The organism is Enterobacter cloacae complex sp. P42RS (genome assembly GCF_014930595.1).
GTDB lineage: Bacteria > Pseudomonadota > Gammaproteobacteria > Enterobacterales > Enterobacteriaceae > Enterobacter > Enterobacter bugandensis.
Genome location: NZ_JADBRK010000002.1, coordinates 293,341 through 312,245, shown reverse-complemented (window position 1 = coordinate 312,245; position 18,905 = coordinate 293,341). Strand labels below are relative to the sequence as shown.

Sequence of the window (18,905 nt, the reverse complement as noted above, 5' to 3'; positions counted from 1 at the left end):
TCCTGTTAGCCGCTTAACGCAGGTTAACCAGCGTGTTGAGGATCTGATCCTGGGTCTTGATGGTCTGCGCATTCGACTGATAGTTACGCTGCGCGACAATCATGTTCACCAGTTCTTTACTCAGGTCCACGTTAGAGGCTTCCAGCGCGCCGTTGGTCAGCGTGCCGAAGTTACCGCTTCCCGCCGTACCCAGCAGCGCCACGCCGGAGGACTGAGTCGCCGACCAGACGTTATCGCCTTCAGACTTCAGCCCTTCGTTGTTGGCAAAGTTTGCCAGCACGATCTGGCCCAGCACCTGAGTCTGCTCGTTGGAGTAGTTCCCCACGACGGTGCCGTCGTCGTTGATCTGATAGCTCACCAGATCGCCCGGCTTGAAGCCGTTCTGGCTGGTCGCCACGATATTGTTCGCACCGGTGTTCTGCTGCATGGAGTTAGCAAAACTCATCGCAAAGGTGGCTGGCGTCGCGCCTGGCATCGTCGCGGTCGTGATGTTGATGTTTCCACCCCCGATCAACGTACCGTTATTATCGAAGGTCAGTGTCGTCGCCAGTGCCGCCGCGCTGCCTGCCACGCTGCCGTCCTGGGCATACACTTTCCAGGAGTTAGCCGGGGTCGCATCTTTGACGTAAAACAGGTTCATGTTGTGCGCATTACCCTGGCTATCAAAGACGGTTACCGTACCTTTTTTGTTGTAGGTATCCGGGTTGGCCGGATCGAAGGCGGCGGTTGGTGCAGCATCGGTGGAGTTGAGGTTAATCTGCTGGGAAGCCGTGGTGGTGGACTTCGCGGCCATCAGCGTGGTCGGGATATTAATCGCCTGTGGATTCGCACCGGTCTGAACCGTTGATGGCGTTCCGGCAACCGGATAACCCGTTAACTGCATCCCCTGCATGTTCACCAGATTACGGTTTTCATCCAGCTTGAACTGGCCGTTACGGCTGTAGAACACCGAGCCGTTAGAATCGACCATACGGAAGAAACCGTTCTGGCTGATGGCAACGTCCAGGCCACGACCGGTGTTGGTGGTGGTACCGTCGGTAAAGTCCTGAGTGATGCCCGCAACTTTTACGCCCAGACCCACTTTGGAGCCGGCAAACATGTCTGCAAAGGAAGCAGAACCGGATTTAAAACCATAGGTCGCGGAGTTGGCGATGTTGTTGCCAATGACGTCCAGGTTGGTGGCCGCAGCATTCAGGCCGCTGACCGCTTGAGAAAAGGCCATGACTTACTCCTGATAAGTGTTAAGGCTTAGATAATCTGCCGAACTTCGTCGAGTGTGGTGGTACCAGAGGTACCCAAATCCAGTTTGTTGCCGTCGCCCCCTTTAATCACGCCCTGAACCAGCGCGAACTGCAGCGGCTGCGCCACCAGTTGGGTCGTCCCGTTGCTGGCACTAATCGCGACTTTGTAGGAGCCATTTGGTGCTTTCGTGCCGTCGGTCAGGCTGCCGTCCCAGGTAAAGGTGTGAACGCCCGCTTTCAGCTCGCCGATGTCGATGGTGCGAACCACGGCGCCGGTTGAGTCGGTGATCGTCGCCGTCACTTTGTCAGCCGCCTGCTGCAATTCAACGCCGAACGGCGTCGTGGTGGTGGTCGATGTACCGTCGGTGATGCTGGTGCCCGCCAGGATCGTGGTCCCCGGGATCATCACGCCGTGACCAATCAGGCTTGCCGCCTGCAGGGACTGAGCGCTGTTAATCTGACCGGAGACGGAACCGAGGGTGGTGTTCAGTTTCTCAATGCCGCTCACGGTACTGATCTGCGCAAGCTGCGTGGTCAGTTCGTTGTTCTGCATTGGGTTAGTCGGATCCTGGTTCTTAAGCTGCGCCACCAGCAGCGTCAGAAAACTGCTCTGCAAATCGGAGGCATTGCTTCCCGTCAGGGAGCTGGAGCTTGTCGAACTTTTGGTGTTGTTAACACCCGTGTTCGTCGGATCATTCACATTTACGGCGATGGACATGCATGTCTCCTTTACTGGCCGAGAGTGAGTGTTTTGAGCATCATGCTCTTCACGGTATTAAGCACTTCGACGTTCGCCTGGTAGCTACGGGACGCCGACATGGAGTTCACCATCTCGCCCACCACATCCACGTTTGGCATCTTCACGTATCCGTTAGCGTCCGCGAGCGGGTTACCTGGCTCATACACCAGCTTGTCCGGCGCCTGGCTCTCAACCACGTCAGACACCTTCACGCCGCCCGTTGCCGCACCTGGCGCAGCGTCGACCTGAAACACAACCTGTTTGGCACGATAAGGCTGTCCGTCAGGTCCGGTCACGCTGTCGGCGTTCGCCAGGTTACTGGCGGCCACGTTCAGACGTTTGGACTGGGCGGTTAACGCCGAGCCGGCGATATCAAAAATATTCAGCAAGGCCATTTATCAGTTGCCCCCCTGCAGGACGTTCATCATGCCTTTGATTTGTCCGCCGAGTACGGTCAGGCCCGTCTGGTATTTCAGGCTGTTATCGGCAAACTGCGTACGCTCCCGGTCCATATCCACGGTGTTACCGTCGAGTGAAGGCTGGTCAGGGATGCGATAAAGTAAATCGGTCGCTGGCGCGGTCATCGCCTGAGCGGGAATATGGCGAGAGGATGTCATGGCGAGTGCAACACCGGTTCCTTCGGCACGTCCACGCTCCATCACCTTTTTGAGCTCACTGGAAAAATCAATATCGCGCGCCTGATACCCGGGCGTATCGGCGTTAGCGATGTTGGCGGCTAAAATCTCCTGCCGCTGGGCGCGTAAATTGAGCGCTTCCTGCTGAAAACGTAACGCGGCGTCGAGTTTATCGAGCATGTCTCCTCCGCTGATGGCAAAATTTCAGTTCACAGCTTAAATCTCACCCGGTCTCCCCTATCGACGGAATAAGCACAAAATGCGTCGCTATTTATTCCGTTGATGCAAAACCACTGCAGGTAGAATTCATCCAACTCTGGAAACGGTGGAACTTGCGATGCAAACGTTAAAACGTGGCCTGATGGCAACCTTCTTGCTGTTTAGCCCTCTGGTGAATGCCGGGGATTTACAGGATGCGCTGACGAATTTTTTTGCCCAGAAGCTGGCGGGCTTTAGCGATGACGTTAACGTGACCATCCGCACGCCGCCGAATCTGTATCCGACCTGCGAGCAACCGTCATTCAGCGTGACGGGGACCACGAAGCTGTGGGGCAATGTGAACGTCCTGGCACGCTGCGCCAACGAAAAACGCTATTTACAGGTTGCAGTTCAGGCGACGGGCAATTATGTTGTCGCCGCCGTCCCCATTGTGCGTGGCAGCGCGCTGCAGGCAAACAGCGTGACGTTAAAGCGCGGGCGTCTGGATCAGCTCCCGCCGCGGACAATGCTGGACATTAACCAGGCACAGGACGCCGTCAGCCTGCGCGATGTCGCGCCGGGCCAGCCGATTCAGCTCTCCATGCTGCGCCAGGCGTGGCGTGTCAAAGCGGGACAGCAGGTGATGGTCGTTGCCAACGGAGACGGCTTTAGCATCAACAGTGAAGGGAAAGCGTTAAACAATGCCGCGGTAGCGCAAAACGCCCGCGTCAGAATGTCCTCAGGCCAGGTGGTGAGCGGAACCGTCGATTCTGATGGGAATATTCTGATTAACCTATAATCTTTTTAAAGATTTCGCGGCGCGTGCCGATAAATATTCCACTAATGATGATGTCAGGCGCAAACGCCGCGAACCCTCGATGAGGACAACACTATGAGCATTGATCGTACATCAGCCCTGAAGCCGGTAAGCGCTGTACAGCCTCGCGAAACGAACGACGCTACCCCTCAGAAAACGCGTCTGGAAAAACCGTCAACGTCTAACAGCACCAGCGTGACCCTGAGCGATGCCCAGGCAAAACTGATGCAGCCAGGCAGCAACGATATCAATATGGAACGTGTTGAAGCGCTGAAAACGGCTATTCGCAACGGTGAGCTGAAAATGGACACCAGCAAAATTGCTGATGCCCTGATTCAGGAAGCACAGAGTTTCTTACAGAGTAACTAACCGTATGAGTCGACTGTCAGAAATACTGGATCAAATGACGGTTGTCCTGAACGACCTGAAAACGGTAATGGATGCTGAACAACAACATCTCTCTTCCGGTCACATTAACGGCAGCGCGCTGCAGCGTATTACTGAAGATAAGAGTTCGCTGCTGGCCACGCTGGATTATCTGGAGCAGCAGCGCCGCGCCGAGCAGGACTCGAAGCGCAGCGCCAATGACGATATTGCCGAGCGCTGGCAGACCATTACCGAAAAAACCCAGCATCTGCGCGATCTCAACCAGCATAACGGCTGGCTGCTTGAAGGCCAGATAGAGCGTAATCAGCAGGCGCTTGAGGTGCTGAAGCCGCATAAAGAAACCGGACTGTACGGCGCGGATGGTCAGACGGCGACGGCACGTATTGCGGGTGTAAAAAAGATTTCGATTTGACGCGTAAGCGACAAATCTTGCAGTGGGGAGCACCCTGAGGTGAACTCCCCTTTTAGCGTTTATGCCGTCCGGCGGGTAAACTCTTTCACTTTGAAGCCCAGCACGGCGAGCGTGGCAAAATACGCTACCACTCCAACGCCCACCACGGCCATCAGCCGCATCAGACGATAAGGCATCGTGCCCAGAGACCACTCCGGCATGACGTACATCATCCCGATGAGTGCCGCAGACATCACCAGCACCGCCACTACCAAACGCACGAGGAAACTTGCCCACCCCGGCTGCGGCGTAAAGATATCCTGCTTGCGCAGCTGCCAGTAAAGCAGACCGGCATTCAGACAGGCCGCCAGACCAATAGACAGCGACAGGCCGGCATGCTTCAGCGGGCCGATAAATGCCAGGTTCATCAGCTGCGTCATAATTAGCGTTACAATGGCAATTTTCACCGGCGTTTTAATGTCCTGACGTGAATAGAACCCCGGTGCCAGCACTTTGACGACAATCAGCCCCATCAGTCCCACCGAGTAAGCGACCAGCGCGCGCTGGGTCATCGCGGCGTCAAACGCGGTGAATTTCCCGTACTGGAACAGCGACACCGTCAGCGGTTTGGCCAGAATACCCAGCGCCACCGCGCTTGGCAGGGCCAGCAGGAAGCAGAGACGCAGGCCCCAGTCCATCAGGCGGCAGTATTCGTCATGGTTGCCGCTGGCAAAGCTTTTCGACAGCGACGGCAGCAGGATGGTCCCCAGCGCCACGCCCAGCACGCCGGACGGGAACTCCATCAGGCGGTCAGCGTAGTACATCCACGAGACGGAACCCGACATCAGGAAAGAGGCAAAGATGGTGTTGATAATCAGCGAGATCTGGCTGACGGAGACGCCAAGAATGGCGGGCCCCATCTGCTTGATAACGCGCATCGCCCCGGCATCTTTCAGGTTGATGCGCGGCAGCACCAGCATGCCGATTTTTTTCAGGTGCGGCAGCTGATACGCCAGCTGCAGCACGCCGCCCACGGTGACCGCCCAGGCCAGGGCCAGCACCGGCGGGTTGAAGTGCGGCGCGGCGAACAGCGCAAAACCGATCATGCTGACGTTGAGAAACGTCGGCGCAAACGCCGGAACGGAGAAGCGGTTCCAGGTGTTCAGGATAGCCCCCACCAGCGAGGCCAGCGAGATCAGCAGAATATAGGGAAAGGTAATGCGCAGAAGCTGCGAGGTCAGGGCAAATTTATCCGCCGTGTCGGCAAAGCCGGGGGCGGTCACCATAATGACCCAGGGCGCGGCCAGCATACCGACTACCGTCACCACGGCCAACGCCAGCGTCAGCAACCCGGAGACATAAGAGACAAACACGCGCGTCGCGTCTTCACCCTGCTTGCTTTTATATTCCGCCAGAATGGGTACAAACGCCTGGGAGAACGCCCCTTCAGCAAAAATGCGACGCAGCAGGTTCGGCAGTTTGAACGCCACGAAAAAGGCGTCCGTTGCCATCCCTGCACCAAAGACCCTTGCCACAATGGCATCGCGCGCAAAACCGAGAACGCGAGAGAACATGGTCATCGAGCTGACGGCCGCCAGCGATTTTAATAAGTTCATTAACGTGAATTTCCAGAACCATACGGATTTATAGACCGGGAACGCACAAGCGCCACCCGGCAAAGCCAACAAGCGGCGCTTAGTCTAACCCGATTTCAACGAATTACTATCCGCAGATGTTACAGCGAGTTATTCACTCATGGCCTCGCGCCAGAGCCGTTCCACAATGCGCTGAGCCAGAATGGCCTGCTCGCCGGACGTTTCAGGAACCGTCTGATTTTGCACGCAGGTGATAAAGTGGCGGGCACATCCTGCGAAACCTCGTTGCTCCAGAGTGCTTTGCCAGCCGGGGACCGGCTGCATCACCACGCCGCTGCCCTTCTCTTCCCGCCATTCATGCATGTCGGTAACGTCGTACAGTGCGCCGTCGGTTACCGCCTGCACGGATTCCCGCTGGCTGCCCGCGCGGCGGTGCATGCTGGTGGTGACCTGAAGATGCTCAACGGCAAAATGGTGTTCCGCATAGACCATCTGCCCCTGTTCGTTGGTGACAAGAGTGCCGCTTTTCAGCAGCGCTTCGCCGTTAGTCAGCCACAGCGCGGTGTCCACTACGTGGAGGTAGTCATCGAGAAGGGTAAAGCGCAGATCGTTTGGACCCACGCTGTCGGTGCGGTGCTTATCCATGCGCAGCGAGGCGATATTGCCGGACTGCGCCTTCAGCTGCTGGTAAAGCGGCGCGAAGCGGCGGTTGAAACCGACCATCAGCGTCAGTTTTTTACGTGCCGCCAGCTCAATCAGCCGTTCGGCGTCCTGAACATTTTCCGCCAGCGGTTTATCCACGCAGACGTGAACACCCGCATTGAGCAACTCGCTCACCACCTGATAGTGGGTTGCCGTTGAGGTATGCACAAAGACCGCATCGCACTCGCGGGCCAGATCCTGGAGCGATGCCGCATACGGGATACGCCAGGTTTCACAGATACGTTCTGCCTTTTCTCGGGTCGGTGACCATGCCCCTTGTAGCGTCCAGTCAGACGCAGCGCCCAATACGGGCAGCCAGGCTTTCTGCGCAATACCGCCCAGCCCCACCACGCCAATGCGTAATTTTTTCACCGTTAGTCTCCCAAATGTGCCAGCAGTGCATCCAGACGCTGTTTCAGCCCGGCCACCTCGTCTTCCAGCGCCTCTACGCGCGCGGCAAGGTCGTCACGGGTTGCAGGACTCGATTCCGTCGCCGCGCTTGCGGCGTCAACGTCGCCGCTGAAGAGATGCATGTAGCGGCTCTCACGTTTACCCGGCTCGCGCGCCAGTCGCACCACGTAAGGGCCATCCTCACGCGCGGCCAGCCCTTCCAGGGTCTGCTCGACTTCCTGCATGTCGCTGAACTCATGCATTCGGGAAGCGCGCGTTCGCAGTTCCCCCGGCGTTTGCGCCCCGCGCAGCAGCAGCGTGGTAATAACCGCCACTTCCGCGCTGCTCAGTTTCAGATCGCCAAATTCGGAGTTACAGAAGCGCTGCTCGTATTTGGTCACGCGGTTGCCGAAGCCGCTGACGGTGCGCAAATAGTGGCGCTTCACCAGCGCATCCAGCACGTCCTGAACCTCATGCTCGCTGAGATTCATCACCGGCTCGCGGTTGGTCTTCTGGTTGCAGGCCATGGTCACGGCGTTAACAGAGAGCGGATACTGCTCCGGCGTGGTGACCTGTTTTTCGAGTAAGCACCCAATCACGCGCGCTTCCGTACCGTTTAGCTGATACTTCATCTTTTCTCCTTAACGACCTGCGGTCCAGTCACGGGTGGTTAATGCCGTCAGAACGTGGTCGCGCCACTCTCCGTCTATCAGCAGATAGTCTTTGGCATAACCCTCTTTCTCAAACCCTAAACGCGCCAGCAAATTCCCGCTGCGCTGATTATGCGGCATGTAGTTCGCCATAATGCGATGGATATGCTGCGTGCGTTGCATATAGCGGATGGCTACCGTTAACGCCTCGTACATCAGTCCCTGCCCCTGCCATTTCTGGCCGATGGAATAGCCAAGGTAGCAGGCGTGAAACGATCCCCGCACCACGTTTGAAAAATTGGCGATCCCGATAATCTCTTTCTCTTCTGGATCCAGCAGCGCGAAATAAAACGCGCTGCCCTGCTTATGAAATTCAGCGATCATGCTGAGGCGTGCCTGCCAGCCGGAGGGGTAACAATGGCTCTCATCCCGAACGGGTTCCCAGGGTTTTAAAAACTGGCGATTCTCGGCGTAATAATCCGCCAGACGCCAGGCATCACGCTCATGCACAAGACGAACGACCAGCCTGTCCGTTGTCAGACGCACTTTTGGCACATTACTGCGATAGCCAAACATCAATACCACTCCTTCCCGTCACTTCAGCTTACCCATTAGCTTTACTATACCTGCGCCCGTGCCGTCTGTGAAAACAGTGACATACCATTTTGACCTCTTTTCACATTTTTCGATGAGAACTCTCTATCAAAGCACCGTTTTGATAAAAAAATATTGTCGCGCCCGGGGGTGGGAAAAAACGCGGCGACACCGCAGAATGTTAGCGTGCTCACCTTCTTATTTTCCCTGGAGGGAAAATGTCCCGCGTATCACAGGCCAGGAGCCTGGGTAAATATTTCCTGCTCGTCGATAACATGCTGGTCGTGCTCGGCTTTTTTGTCGTGTTCCCCCTCATCTCTATCCGCTTTGTCGATCAAATGGGCTGGGCGGCATTAATGGTTGGGATTGCCCTGGGGCTACGTCAGTTTGTCCAGCAGGGGCTGGGCGTCTTTGGCGGCGCGATCGCTGACCGCTTTGGCGCTAAACCGATGATCGTTACCGGGATGCTGCTCCGCGCGGCAGGCTTTGCCACGATGGCGGTCGCCCAGGAGCCGTGGCTGCTGTGGTTCTCCTGCTTTCTCTCCGGTATCGGGGGCACCCTGTTTGACCCGCCGCGCACCGCGCTGGTGGTAAAGCTGATTCGTCCTCAGCACCGCGGACGTTTCTTCTCCATTCTGATGATGCAGGACAGCGCCGGGGCGGTTGTTGGCGCCCTGCTGGGCAGTTGGCTGCTGCAGTACGATTTCCGTCTGGTTTGCGCGGCCGGGGCGGTGCTGTTTATTCTGTGCGCCCTGTTTAACGGCCTCTACCTTCCGGCCTGGAAGCTGTCGACGGTAAAAGCCCCGGTGCGCGAGGGGCTAGGACGCGTCCTGCGCGACAGGCGTTTTGTCACCTACGTGTTGACCCTGACCGGCTATTACATGCTCGCCGTACAGGTGATGCTGATGCTGCCAATCATGGTGAACGATATTGCGGGCACGCCTGCTGCCGTAAAATGGATGTACGCCATCGAAGCCTGCCTTTCATTAACGCTGCTTTATCCGATTGCCCGCTGGAGTGAACGGCGTTTTCGTCTGGAGCATCGCCTGATGGCCGGGCTGTTTCTGATGACGCTGAGCATGATGCCGATCGGTCTGGTAAACACGCTTCAGCAGCTTTTTACGCTGATCTGCACCTTCTATATCGGCTCCATCATCGCCGAACCCGCCCGCGAAACGCTGAGCGCCTCGCTTGCGGATGCGCGTGCGCGCGGCAGCTATATGGGCTTCAGCCGCCTGGGTCTGGCCTTTGGCGGTGCGCTGGGTTACGCCGGCGGCGGCTGGCTGTTCGATGCCGGCAAAGCGCTGAACCAGCCGGAACTCCCCTGGATGATGCTCGGCGTGGTAGGCATCATGACGCTTCTCGCCCTGTGGTGGCAGTTCAGCCAGAAACGCAGCGCGAGCGGCATGCTCGAGCCTGGCGCGTAGCCTTTCCCTCGGGCGGGAGCCTCTCCCGCCCCACTTCTCAGTTTTTTCTGCTGGTTTCTGCCCATTCACGCTGACATACTGGCGTAACAGGACAGAAGCGCCGATTTTTCGTTGAGGAGCACTATGAAGAAAATTGTCTTAGCCGCGGCATTCGTTGTCAGCGGTCTGCTGGTCGGCTGTAACCAGCTTACGCAATATACCGTCAGTGAGCAGGAAATTAATCAGGCGCTGGAAAAACATAACAATTTCTCTAAAGACATTGGCGTGCCGGGGCTGGCCGATGCCCACATCGTACTCACCAATCTCACCAGCCAGATTGGCCGCGAAGAGCCGAATAAAGTCACTCTCGCAGGCGATGCCGCGCTTGATATGACGTCCCTTTTTGGCAATCAGAAAGCCAACATCAAGCTCAAGCTGAAGGCGCTCCCCGTTTTCAACAAAGAGAAAGGGGCGATATTCCTGCAGGAGATGGAAGTGGTCGATGCGCAGGTTTCGCCGGACAAAATGGCGCCGGTACTGCAAACCCTGATGCCCTATCTGAACCAGTCGCTGCGAAACTACTTTAACCAGCAGCCGGCGTACGTCTTAAGCGAAGACAACAGCAAGGGTGAAGCTCTCGCGAAGAAATACGCAAAAGGAATAGAGGTGAAACCGGGAGAGATCGTTATTCCTTTCACCGATTAACCTGAAGGGCGCTGCGGCGCCCTTTTTTTTACGGAAAAGTGTGCAAACGAAAACGTTTCCGCTTATGATTTGTGTCCGGCAAAAACAGCCATCCTTATGACTGATTCCTGACAAGCCGGAGCTTCCATGACTGCACAACCCCAGGTTCTTAAAATCCGCCGCCCAGACGACTGGCATATCCATCTGCGCGATGGCGATATGCTGAAAACCGTCGTGCCCTATACCAGTGAAATTTATGGCCGCGCGATTGTCATGCCAAACCTGGTTCCGCCAGTCACCACCGTCGATGCCGCCATTGCCTACCGTCAGCGCATTCTGGATGCCGTTCCGGCGGGACATGATTTCACCCCGTTGATGACCTGCTACCTGACCGATTCACTGGATCCGAACGAAGTGGAACGCGGGTTTAACGAAGGCGTATTTACGGCGGCGAAACTCTACCCGGCGAACGCCACCACCAACTCCAGCCACGGCGTCACCAGTATTGATGCCATCATGCCGGTGCTGGAGCGCATGCAGAAACTGGGCATGCCGCTGCTGGTACACGGTGAAGTAACGCATGCGGAGATTGACATCTTCGACCGTGAAGCCCGTTTTATCGAAACCGTGATGGAGCCCCTGCGCCAGCGCCTGCCGGCGCTTAAGGTGGTCTTTGAGCATATCACCACCAAAGACGCGGCAGAGTATGTTCGCGACGGTAACGAGCTGATCGCTGCGACCATTACCCCCCAGCATCTGATGTTTAACCGTAACCATATGCTGGTGGGCGGGGTGCGCCCTCACCTGTACTGCCTGCCGATCCTCAAGCGCAACGTTCACCAGCAGGCGCTGCGCGAACTGGTCGCCAGCGGATTCACGCGTGCTTTCCTGGGCACAGACTCCGCGCCTCACGCCCGCCATCGCAAAGAGGCAAGCTGCGGCTGCGCGGGCTGTTTCAACGCCCCAACGGCGCTTGCCAGCTACGCAACCGTATTTGAAGAGATGAACGCGCTGGAACATTTCGAAGCGTTCTGCTCCCTCAACGGCCCGCGCTTCTACGGCCTGCCGGTCAATGACACCTTCATTGAGCTGGAGCGCAAAGCGAGCCAGGTTGAGGAGTCTATCGCGCTGACGGATGACACGCTGATCCCCTTCCTGGCAGGTGAAACCGTAAGCTGGACGGTAAAACGCTAAAAAATCAACGCCCCTTGTTGTCAAACCGATAATATGCCTGTATAAATAAACAGTATATTACACAGGGGGCATTTATGCGTATTGAAGTCACCATAGCCAAAACTACCGTTCTGCCTGCCGGCGCGCTTGACGCTCTGGCAGGCGAATTATCCCGTCGTATTAACAACACCTTTCCCGACAACGCGGGCGCCGTAACGGTGCGTTACGCCGCAGCGAACAACCTCTCCGTCATGGGTGCCGCAAAAGAAGATAAAGATCGCATCAGCGAAATCCTGCAGGAAACGTGGGAAAGCGCAGACGACTGGTTCATTACCGATTAACACTGCTCCCTCATTGTGTTTTTTGCCGGGTCGCCCCGGCTTTTTTTTTGCCTGTAATTTCGAAAGTTCAAATTAATTCAGCGTGTTCTTAAAAAATCGTGAACGAGATGGTGTTTTATTGTTCGAACAATCCTAAAAAGCAGAAAAATGTGTTGCTACCTGTTTATTTTTCCCTTTGGAACCCTTATTACTTGGTATACTGAAGAAGCTTTCAGAAAAACATGCATTGAACCTCAGAGCCGTTGTCTTCTAACACGCATTAAGGGGGTTATAATGGAAAAGAATAACGAAGTCATCCAGACCCATCCGCTTGTAGGCTGGGATATCAGTACCGTAGATAGCTACGATGCACTGATGCTGCGTTTGCACTACCAGACCCCAAATCAACTCAACCGTGACGAAGCGGAAGTGGGACAGACGCTGTGGCTAACAACAGACGTCGCCCGTCAGTTTATTTCTATTTTAGAGGCAGGCATTGCAAAAATAGAATCTGGCGACTATCAGGAAAATGAGTATAAACGGCACTAACCTTATGCCCACTTTTCACTCAACAGGCACCCTCGCGGTGCCTTATTTATTTCCCGCTTGTTTACGCCCGCGTTGTTAATTACTCTGCTAACAAACCGTAAGTTTACGAGATGCATATGAGATACGACTTAATCATTATTGGTAGCGGCTCCGTTGGATCGGCCGCCGGTTATTACGCAACGCAGGCAGGGCTAAACGTCCTGATGATTGACGCGCACCTGCCGCCGCATAGCGAAGGTAGCCACCATGGCGACACCCGTCTCATTCGCCATGCCTATGGCGAGGGGGAGCGCTACGTTCCGCTGGTGCTTCGCGCCCAGACGCTGTGGGACGAGCTGGCGAAACAGACTGAAGAGCGCATTTTCGAACGCACGGGGATCATCAACCTCGGTCCGGCCCGTTCAGAATTTCTCGCCAACGTCGAACGCAGCGCGAAAGCCTTTAATCTTGACGTTGAGAAGCTGGACGCGGCGGCCATTACCTCGCGCTGGCCTGAAATTACCGTCCCAGAGGATTATATCGGCCTCTTTGAAGCCAACTCCGGTGTGCTGCACTGTGAAACGGCGATCAAAACCTGGGTCGATCTTGCCGCCAAAGCGGGCTGTGCGCAGCTGTTCAATTGCCCCGTAGAGGCCATCACGCATGATGCAAACGGCGTTACGGTGAAAACCGTAGACGGGGAATATTCGGCTTCCCGCCTGCTTATTAGCGCAGGAACCTGGGTTACCCGCCTGCTTCCGGACCTGCCGATCCAGCCGGTACGCAAGGTCTTCTCCTGGTTCCAGTCGGACGGGCGTTACAGCGCGCAAAATAAATTCCCGGCGTTTACCGGCGAGTTACCCAACGGCGATCAGTTCTACGGTTTCCCTTCCGAGAAGGACGCTCTCAAGATTGGAAAACACAACGGCGGGCAGGTCATCTCATCACCTGAGGAGCGCAAGCCGTTTGGCGCCTGCCCGCAGGACGGCTCAGAAGCCTTCTCGTTCCTGCGCAATATTCTCCCGGGCGTCGGCGGCCTGCTTTATGGCGCGGCCTGCACCTATGACAACACGCCGGATGAAGACTTTATCATTGATACGCTGCCGGGACATGACAACACCCTGCTGATTACCGGGCTGAGTGGCCACGGCTTTAAGTTCGCTTCGGTGTTGGGTGAAATCGCCGCGCAGTTTGCCCAGGGTATCACGCCGCAGTTTGATCTGACGCCGTTCTCACTCTCGCGTTTTAACGGATAATCGGCCACGGGCCCCGGCGGTATCGGGGCCCGTTTTCTTCGTACTCAATTGTGGGGCGTTATGCGCAGGATAGTGGATTTCCTCATCAATAACATTCGCGAACACTTTATGCTCTATATCTTATTGTGGGCGCTGCTCGCTATCGTTGATGTTATTTACATTGTGTTTTATTGAAAGTGACAATTGACGTTAACTGACGTTACTTTATGTTTATTTAAGGTTTTTTCTTCTGCTAAATACGTCTTGCACGAAGCCATTGAATTAACCTTGCCGTTTCTTTTCAAAATCGCTGAAATAAATAAAATAAAAATCAATAGTCAATTATTTCAGTTGCAATATCGCGTCTTCCCGTTCATTTTTACCTTTCGGTTAATTTGAAAATGGACATTCTGATGCAATTGCGTAACTCCTCCCGGCGCTACGGAATAATATCCATAAGTTTGCACTGGATATTTGCCATTGCCGTCTACGGTATGTTCGGACTTGGACTCTGGATGGTCACGCTCAGCTATTACGATGGCTGGTATCATCAGGCACCCGAGCTGCATAAAAGCATCGGGGTTCTGCTGATGCTGGGGCTGGTGTTTCGCGCCATCTGGCGACATATTTCCCCACCGCCCGCGCCACTAAAGACATATGGAAAAATAACCCGCGTCAGCGCCGTTGCCGCGCATATTGCGCTCTACGCGCTGCTCTTTGCCATTCTGATCAGCGGCTATCTCATTTCAACGGCAGACGGCAAACCGATTAGCGTTTTTGGCCTGTTCGAGGTTCCGGCAACGCTCAGCGATGCCGGGGCTCAGGCCGATACGGCAGGCGTCGTTCACCTCTGGCTTGCCTGGAGCGTGGTGATCCTGTCCGTACTGCACGGGCTCGCCGCCCTTAAACACCATTTTATTGATAAAGACGATACGCTTAAGCGCATGCTTGGCCGCTCGTCAGTTGACTCTGGAGCATAAAATGAAAAAACACCTGCTGGGTATTGCCCTCGGTTCTCTGTTATTCACCACCGGTTCTGCCGTAGCGGCTGACTATAAAATTGATAAAGAGGGCCAGCACGCTTTCGTCAATTTCCGCATTCAGCACCTGGGATACAGCTGGCTGTACGGCACCTTTAAAGATTTCGACGGCACATTTACTTTTGACGAGAAAAATCCCGCGGCAGATAAAGTCAATGTGTCCATTAATACGAACAGCGTCGACACGAACCATGCTGAGCGCGATAAACACCTGCGCAGCGCAGAGTTCCTCAACGTCACAAAATTCCCACAGGCCACCTTCACCTCCACGGAAGTTAAGAAAGACGGTGATAAATTGGCTATTACCGGGAATCTGACGCTGAATGGCGTAACCAAACCCGTTACTCTGGATGCGAAGTTGATCGGTCAGGGCGACGATCCGTGGGGCGGAAAACGCGCAGGTTTTGAAGCGGCGGGTAAAATTCACCTGAAAGATTTTAATATCACAACGGATTTAGGCCCGGCGTCGCAGGACGTTGAGCTGGTTATTTCCGTTGAAGGTGTGCAGCAGAAGTCGTAATAGATTCGCCCGGCAGGCTTTCGCCGTGCCGGGCGTTATTATCATTCCGGGTCAGGAATACCCAGTTTGGTATTCAGACGGCCGCGTGATTTATTAAAAATCTTATTACCGTTTTCACGCCCCGCGCGACGACGACGCTGCTCTTCTTCCGGCAGGACGCTCTCTTCGCTGCACAGCTCGCTACAGCAGCCGTTAAACTTCTCGGCACAGGCCGGGCACTGAATAAACAGCAGGTGGCAACCGTCGTTTTTGCAGTTGGTGTGGGTATCGCACGGCGCGCCGCACTGGTGGCACTGGGCAATCACATCTTCTGAAATGCGCTCGCCCATGCGCTCGTCAAAGACGAAGTTTTTACCGATAAAGCGTACCGGTAAGCCCTGCTCACGGGCGCGGCGGGCGTACTCAATAATACCGCCTTCAATGTGCCAGACCTTGTTGAACCCATTGTGCTTCATCCACGCGCTGGCCTTCTCGCAGCGGATACCGCCGGTGCAGTACATAACGATTTTTTTATCCTTATGCTCCTGCATCATCTCCACCGCTTTAGGCAGCTGCTCGCGGAAGGTATCGGCCGGAATCTCCATCGCGTTTTCGAAATGCCCCACTTCGTACTCGTAGTGGTTACGCATATCAATGAACACGGCATCCGGATCGTCCAGCATCGCATTCACTTCCGCGGCCTTCAGATATTCGCCGACGTCCGCCGGGTTAAACTCAGGATCGTCAATACCGTCCGCCACGATGCGTTCACGCACCTTCATGCGCAGCACCCAGAACGATTTTCCATCGTCATCCAGGGCAATGTTCAGGCGTAAGCCGTTGAGGGCCGGATCGAAGCTATAAAGCGCGTCGCGGAACGCATTCACTTTGCTTTCCGGCACGCTAATCTGCGCGTTAATGCCTTCGCGGGCAAGGTAGACGCGGCCGAATACGTTCAGCGCCGTGAAGGCCTGATAAAGCGCATCGCGGGTCGCCTGCGGATCGTCGATGGTGAAGTATTTGTAGAAGGAGATGGTCGTGCGCGGTTCGGTTTCAGCCAACATGCGCGCCTTTAACATCTCATTCGAAACGCGGTTGTGTAACACTGGCATGGTGTACAAGTCCTGCAATCGTCAGAGAGAATCAAAATCGGTCGGCATCATATAGCAAACAAAACCAATTTACATCCACACAATTTACGCTACATTTCACACACCCTGATGAATCAGGCTTAACAATTGCCGTCGTCGTGCAGGTTTCGACGGCAGATATTTTGGCTACGTCTCAAAAAATGCGACAATAGCGAAACAGGACGTTTGAACACAGGAAAGACATGACCCAGTTACCAAAATTTACCGTCGCCCTTTTGCATCCCCGCTATTGGATGACCTGGCTTGGCATTGGCTTTTTATGGCTACTGGTACAGCTTCCCTACCCTGTTATCTTCCGGTTAGGTACATCATTAGGCCGACTCGCGCAAACGCTTATGAAGCGCCGCGCCCGCATCGCGTATCGTAACCTTGAGCTGTGCTTTCCGCAGATGAGCGAGGCGGAGCGCCATGATATGGTCTCGAAGAATTTCGAATCCGTCGGCATGGGTCTCATGGAGACCGGCATGGCGTGGTTCTGGTCGGACAAACGTATGGCCCGCTGGAGCAAGGTTACAGGCACCGGCATGGAGCCGGTGCATACGCTTCAGGCCAATCAGACCGGCGTGTTGCTGATCGGCGTCCATTTCCTGACGCTCGAAATCGGGGCGCGTATGTTTGGCATGCAAGCGCCCGGCATCGGGGTTTACCGTCCTAACGACAACCCGGTTATCGATCTCATCCAGACCAACGGCCGCATGCGCTCCAACAAAAGCATGATCGACCGTAAGGATCTGAAGGGTATGATCCGCGCGCTGAAGTCCGGTGAAGTGGTCTGGTATGCCCCCGATCACGACTATGGCCCCCAGGCCAGCGTCTTTGTCCCCTTCTTCGCCGTTGATGAGGCCGCCACCACGACCGGCACCTGGATGCTGGCGCGGATGTCCAAAGCCGCCATCGTTCCCTTTGTTCCCCGCCGTATGCCGGATGGCTCAGGCTACGAGCTGATGATGCTTGAGCCGGAACTCGCGCCGCCGCTGGAAGATGCGGAAACCACCGCGCGCTGGATGAACGGCGTTGTGGAGAAGTGCATCATGCTGGCACCCGAGCAGTACATGTGGCTGCATCGACGCTTTAAAACGCGGCCAGAAGGCATGCCTTCCCGCTATTGATCCTCATGCGGCCCTCAGGGCCGCATGCTATTTTAGCTTTAAAAGCTCCCCCTCATTGCGGCAATCATAACCCAGGCGCATAATTAGCAGGCTTATTACTTCATGCCTCAGGTGCTCTGCACCTCACTATGCGGATTGTTATGACACCCTCAGATGCCCCCATAAACTGGAAGCGTAACCTCACGGTTGCGTGGCTTGGCTGTTTTCTTACCGGCGCGGCGTTTAGCCTGGTCATGCCTTTCCTGCCCCTCTACGTCGAACAGCTGGGCGTGACTGGCCATAGCGCACTCAACATGTGGTCTGGCCTGGTATTCAGCATCACGTTTCTCTTTTCCGCCATTGCCTCCCCCTTCTGGGGCGGCCTTGCCGACCGCAAGGGACGTAAAATCATGCTGCTGCGTTCGGCGCTGGGGATGGCGATAATCATGGCGCTGATGGGCATGGCGCAGAACGTCTGGCAGTTCCTGATATTGCGCGCATTGCTGGGCTTATTGGGCGGGTTTATTCCCAACGCGAACGCCCTGATCGCCACGCAAATTCCTCGCCATAAGAGCGGCTGGGCGCTTGGCACGCTCTCAACCGGTGGCGTGAGCGGCGCCCTGCTTGGGCCGCTGGCGGGGGGATTACTGGCGGATAACTACGGCCTGCGCCCGGTCTTTTTCATCACCGCCAGCGTGTTGTTCCTGTGCTTTATCGTCACCCTGGTCTGCATCCGTGAAAAATTTACGCCCGTCGCCAAAAAAGAGATGCTTCACGCCAGAGACGTGCTGACCTCGCTTAAAAATCCCAGACTGGTACTGAGCCTGTTCGTAACGACATTGATCATTCAGGTGGCAACCGGATCGATCGCTCCTATTCTCACCCTATACGTTCGCGACCTGGCGGGTAACGTCAGCAATATTGCGTTTATCAGCGGACTGATTGCCTCTGTGCCCGGCGTGGCGGCGCTGGTTAGCGCACCGAGACTGGGGAACCTGGGTGACCGGGTCGGCCCGGAAAAGATCCTGATCTGCGCACTGATCATTTCCGTCCTGCTGCTTATCCCCATGTCGATGGTGCACTCTCCATGGCAGCTGGGCGTGCTTCGCTTTTTGCTGGGCGCCGCCGACGGAGCGTTGCTGCCCGCCGTACAGACCCTGCTGGTCTACAACTCCACGAACCAGATTGCCGGGCGTATCTTTAGCTATAACCAGTCGTTTCGCGATATCGGTAACGTCACCGGGCCGCTTCTCGGGGCGGGTATTTCCGCCAGCTTCGGTTTTCGCGCCGTCTTTATCGTGACGGCAGGCGTGGTGCTGTTCAACGCGATTTACTCGTGGTTCAGTTTATCCCGCGCGTTACGGCCGGTGACGGAATAAGAAGAACGCCTGACGGCTTATTTTCGCATTCATACTTGCAGAATCTGATATTCAGCTATTCTT

The 18,905-nt window shown here is 55.6% G+C and carries 23 protein-coding genes; 14 read left to right on the top strand and 9 right to left on the bottom strand.

Annotated features, from left to right (window positions below; genetic code table 11):
* Positions 1-13: 13 nt before the first annotated feature.
* The 4 genes from flgE to flgB are packed head-to-tail and all read right to left on the bottom strand — an operon-like array spanning position 14 to position 2,795.
* On the bottom strand, positions 14-1,222 hold the full coding sequence (flgE, locus tag IM314_RS04835) for a flagellar hook protein FlgE (RefSeq protein WP_193358692.1): 1,209 nt from the start codon (positions 1,220-1,222) through the stop codon (positions 14-16).
* Positions 1,223-1,248: 26 nt separating this feature from the next.
* Positions 1,249-1,959 carry a flagellar hook assembly protein FlgD gene (flgD, locus tag IM314_RS04830; protein ID WP_193358691.1) on the bottom strand — a complete coding sequence of 237 codons (711 nt, stop codon included), beginning with the start codon at positions 1,957-1,959 and terminating at the stop codon, positions 1,249-1,251.
* A gap of 11 nt (positions 1,960-1,970) precedes the next feature.
* Positions 1,971-2,375 (bottom strand): flagellar basal body rod protein FlgC, encoded by a 405-nt coding sequence (gene flgC / locus IM314_RS04825; RefSeq protein WP_013097138.1) that lies wholly within the window; start codon positions 2,373-2,375, stop codon positions 1,971-1,973.
* Between the two features lie 3 nt (positions 2,376-2,378).
* Positions 2,379-2,795: a flagellar basal body rod protein FlgB gene (flgB, locus tag IM314_RS04820; protein ID WP_008500815.1), complete on the bottom strand. Its 417-nt coding sequence runs from the start codon at positions 2,793-2,795 to the stop codon at positions 2,379-2,381.
* 157 nt (positions 2,796-2,952) lie between these two features.
* On the opposite strand from flgB, the gene flgA reads away from it, so the two are divergent.
* The 3 genes from flgA to flgN all read left to right on the top strand — a co-directional run bounded on the left by flgA (position 2,953) and on the right by flgN (position 4,429).
* Positions 2,953-3,612, top strand: coding sequence for a flagellar basal body P-ring formation chaperone FlgA (gene flgA / locus IM314_RS04815; RefSeq protein WP_028012702.1), 660 nt, complete (start codon positions 2,953-2,955; stop codon positions 3,610-3,612).
* A 93-nt stretch (positions 3,613-3,705) separates the two neighbouring features.
* Positions 3,706-3,999, top strand: coding sequence for a flagellar biosynthesis anti-sigma factor FlgM (gene flgM / locus IM314_RS04810; RefSeq protein WP_014883360.1), 294 nt, complete (start codon positions 3,706-3,708; stop codon positions 3,997-3,999).
* Between the two features lie 4 nt (positions 4,000-4,003).
* Positions 4,004-4,429 (top strand): flagella biosynthesis chaperone FlgN, encoded by a 426-nt coding sequence (gene flgN, locus IM314_RS04805; protein ID WP_028012701.1) that lies wholly within the window; start codon positions 4,004-4,006, stop codon positions 4,427-4,429.
* A 59-nt stretch (positions 4,430-4,488) separates the two neighbouring features.
* Here the strand turns inward: flgN and murJ are convergent, their stop codons facing one another.
* From murJ to rimJ, 4 genes are all read right to left on the bottom strand, one after another.
* A complete protein-coding gene (gene murJ, locus IM314_RS04800) occupies positions 4,489-6,024 on the bottom strand; it encodes a murein biosynthesis integral membrane protein MurJ (protein ID WP_193358690.1) in 1,536 nt (511 codons plus the stop codon).
* A gap of 129 nt (positions 6,025-6,153) precedes the next feature.
* Positions 6,154-7,077 (bottom strand): Gfo/Idh/MocA family protein, encoded by a 924-nt coding sequence (locus IM314_RS04795; RefSeq protein ID WP_193358689.1) that lies wholly within the window; start codon positions 7,075-7,077, stop codon positions 6,154-6,156.
* Positions 7,078-7,079: 2 nt separating this feature from the next.
* Positions 7,080-7,727, bottom strand: a complete 648-nt coding sequence (locus tag IM314_RS04790) for a YceH family protein (RefSeq protein WP_041910528.1) — start codon at positions 7,725-7,727, stop codon at positions 7,080-7,082.
* A 9-nt stretch (positions 7,728-7,736) separates the two neighbouring features.
* Positions 7,737-8,321: a ribosomal protein S5-alanine N-acetyltransferase gene (gene rimJ, locus IM314_RS04785; RefSeq protein WP_013097146.1), complete on the bottom strand. Its 585-nt coding sequence runs from the start codon at positions 8,319-8,321 to the stop codon at positions 7,737-7,739.
* A 236-nt stretch (positions 8,322-8,557) separates the two neighbouring features.
* Here rimJ and mdtH point away from each other — a divergent pair, with 236 nt between their 5' ends.
* From mdtH to IM314_RS04740, 9 genes are all read left to right on the top strand, one after another.
* The gene (mdtH, locus tag IM314_RS04780; protein WP_047364272.1) at positions 8,558-9,766 is read left to right on the top strand and encodes a multidrug efflux MFS transporter MdtH; all 1,209 of its coding nucleotides are present in this window, start codon (positions 8,558-8,560) and stop codon (positions 9,764-9,766) included.
* A 123-nt stretch (positions 9,767-9,889) separates the two neighbouring features.
* Complete coding sequence (locus IM314_RS04775; protein WP_028012696.1) at positions 9,890-10,450, top strand: lipoprotein; 561 nt, start codon at positions 9,890-9,892, stop codon at positions 10,448-10,450.
* Between the two features lie 126 nt (positions 10,451-10,576).
* Positions 10,577-11,623: a dihydroorotase gene (gene pyrC / locus IM314_RS04770; protein WP_028012695.1), complete on the top strand. Its 1,047-nt coding sequence runs from the start codon at positions 10,577-10,579 to the stop codon at positions 11,621-11,623.
* Between the two features lie 74 nt (positions 11,624-11,697).
* Complete coding sequence (dinI, locus tag IM314_RS04765) at positions 11,698-11,943, top strand: DNA damage-inducible protein I (protein ID WP_028012694.1); 246 nt, start codon at positions 11,698-11,700, stop codon at positions 11,941-11,943.
* A 273-nt stretch (positions 11,944-12,216) separates the two neighbouring features.
* Positions 12,217-12,471 carry a biofilm formation regulator BssS gene (bssS, locus tag IM314_RS04760; RefSeq protein ID WP_023299782.1) on the top strand — a complete coding sequence of 85 codons (255 nt, stop codon included), beginning with the start codon at positions 12,217-12,219 and terminating at the stop codon, positions 12,469-12,471.
* 116 nt (positions 12,472-12,587) lie between these two features.
* Positions 12,588-13,706: an N-methyl-L-tryptophan oxidase gene (gene solA / locus IM314_RS04755; protein WP_047368279.1), complete on the top strand. Its 1,119-nt coding sequence runs from the start codon at positions 12,588-12,590 to the stop codon at positions 13,704-13,706.
* A 60-nt stretch (positions 13,707-13,766) separates the two neighbouring features.
* Complete coding sequence (locus IM314_RS04750; protein WP_032644857.1) at positions 13,767-13,880, top strand: YceO family protein; 114 nt, start codon at positions 13,767-13,769, stop codon at positions 13,878-13,880.
* A 218-nt stretch (positions 13,881-14,098) separates the two neighbouring features.
* Positions 14,099-14,665, top strand: coding sequence for a cytochrome b (locus IM314_RS04745; RefSeq protein ID WP_028012692.1), 567 nt, complete (start codon positions 14,099-14,101; stop codon positions 14,663-14,665).
* Between the two features lies 1 nt (position 14,666).
* Positions 14,667-15,245, top strand: coding sequence for a YceI family protein (locus tag IM314_RS04740; protein WP_193358688.1), 579 nt, complete (start codon positions 14,667-14,669; stop codon positions 15,243-15,245).
* 41 nt (positions 15,246-15,286) lie between these two features.
* Here the strand turns inward: IM314_RS04740 and IM314_RS04735 are convergent, their stop codons facing one another.
* Entirely contained in the window at positions 15,287-16,336 is a 1,050-nt protein-coding gene (locus IM314_RS04735) for a rhodanese-related sulfurtransferase (protein WP_028012690.1), read from the bottom strand.
* Positions 16,337-16,557: 221 nt separating this feature from the next.
* Here IM314_RS04735 and IM314_RS04730 point away from each other — a divergent pair, with 221 nt between their 5' ends.
* The gene (locus tag IM314_RS04730; protein ID WP_193358687.1) at positions 16,558-17,484 is read left to right on the top strand and encodes a Kdo(2)-lipid IV(A) acyltransferase; all 927 of its coding nucleotides are present in this window, start codon (positions 16,558-16,560) and stop codon (positions 17,482-17,484) included.
* A 140-nt stretch (positions 17,485-17,624) separates the two neighbouring features.
* Entirely contained in the window at positions 17,625-18,842 is a 1,218-nt protein-coding gene (mdtG, locus tag IM314_RS04725; protein ID WP_193358686.1) for a multidrug efflux MFS transporter MdtG, read from the top strand.
* The last annotated feature ends 63 nt before the right edge of the window (positions 18,843-18,905 follow it).

Bases quoted from the DNA above. Each gene is read 5' to 3' on its own strand.
- pyrC (WP_028012695.1), top strand. From the start codon at position 10,577: ATGACTGCACAACCCCAGGTTCTTAAAATCCGCCGCCCAGACGACTGG.
- solA (WP_047368279.1), top strand. From the start codon at position 12,588: ATGAGATACGACTTAATCATTATTGGTAGCGGCTCCGTTGGATCGGCC.
- mdtG (WP_193358686.1), top strand. From the start codon at position 17,625: ATGACACCCTCAGATGCCCCCATAAACTGGAAGCGTAACCTCACGGTT.
- IM314_RS04790 (WP_041910528.1), bottom strand. From the start codon at position 7,727: ATGAAGTATCAGCTAAACGGTACGGAAGCGCGCGTGATTGGGTGCTTA.
- IM314_RS04735 (WP_028012690.1), bottom strand. From the start codon at position 16,336: ATGCCAGTGTTACACAACCGCGTTTCGAATGAGATGTTAAAGGCGCGC.
- IM314_RS04740 (WP_193358688.1), top strand. From the start codon at position 14,667: ATGAAAAAACACCTGCTGGGTATTGCCCTCGGTTCTCTGTTATTCACC.
- flgC (WP_013097138.1), bottom strand. From the start codon at position 2,375: ATGGCCTTGCTGAATATTTTTGATATCGCCGGCTCGGCGTTAACCGCC.
- murJ (WP_193358690.1), bottom strand. From the start codon at position 6,024: ATGAACTTATTAAAATCGCTGGCGGCCGTCAGCTCGATGACCATGTTC.
- flgD (WP_193358691.1), bottom strand. From the start codon at position 1,959: ATGTCCATCGCCGTAAATGTGAATGATCCGACGAACACGGGTGTTAAC.
- IM314_RS04745 (WP_028012692.1), top strand. From the start codon at position 14,099: ATGCAATTGCGTAACTCCTCCCGGCGCTACGGAATAATATCCATAAGT.
- rimJ (WP_013097146.1), bottom strand. From the start codon at position 8,321: ATGTTTGGCTATCGCAGTAATGTGCCAAAAGTGCGTCTGACAACGGAC.
- dinI (WP_028012694.1), top strand. From the start codon at position 11,698: ATGCGTATTGAAGTCACCATAGCCAAAACTACCGTTCTGCCTGCCGGC.
- flgA (WP_028012702.1), top strand. From the start codon at position 2,953: ATGCAAACGTTAAAACGTGGCCTGATGGCAACCTTCTTGCTGTTTAGC.
- IM314_RS04775 (WP_028012696.1), top strand. From the start codon at position 9,890: ATGAAGAAAATTGTCTTAGCCGCGGCATTCGTTGTCAGCGGTCTGCTG.
- IM314_RS04750 (WP_032644857.1), top strand. From the start codon at position 13,767: ATGCGCAGGATAGTGGATTTCCTCATCAATAACATTCGCGAACACTTT.
- flgB (WP_008500815.1), bottom strand. From the start codon at position 2,795: ATGCTCGATAAACTCGACGCCGCGTTACGTTTTCAGCAGGAAGCGCTC.
- flgN (WP_028012701.1), top strand. From the start codon at position 4,004: ATGAGTCGACTGTCAGAAATACTGGATCAAATGACGGTTGTCCTGAAC.
- bssS (WP_023299782.1), top strand. From the start codon at position 12,217: ATGGAAAAGAATAACGAAGTCATCCAGACCCATCCGCTTGTAGGCTGG.
- flgE (WP_193358692.1), bottom strand. From the start codon at position 1,222: ATGGCCTTTTCTCAAGCGGTCAGCGGCCTGAATGCTGCGGCCACCAAC.
- flgM (WP_014883360.1), top strand. From the start codon at position 3,706: ATGAGCATTGATCGTACATCAGCCCTGAAGCCGGTAAGCGCTGTACAG.
- mdtH (WP_047364272.1), top strand. From the start codon at position 8,558: ATGTCCCGCGTATCACAGGCCAGGAGCCTGGGTAAATATTTCCTGCTC.
- IM314_RS04730 (WP_193358687.1), top strand. From the start codon at position 16,558: ATGACCCAGTTACCAAAATTTACCGTCGCCCTTTTGCATCCCCGCTAT.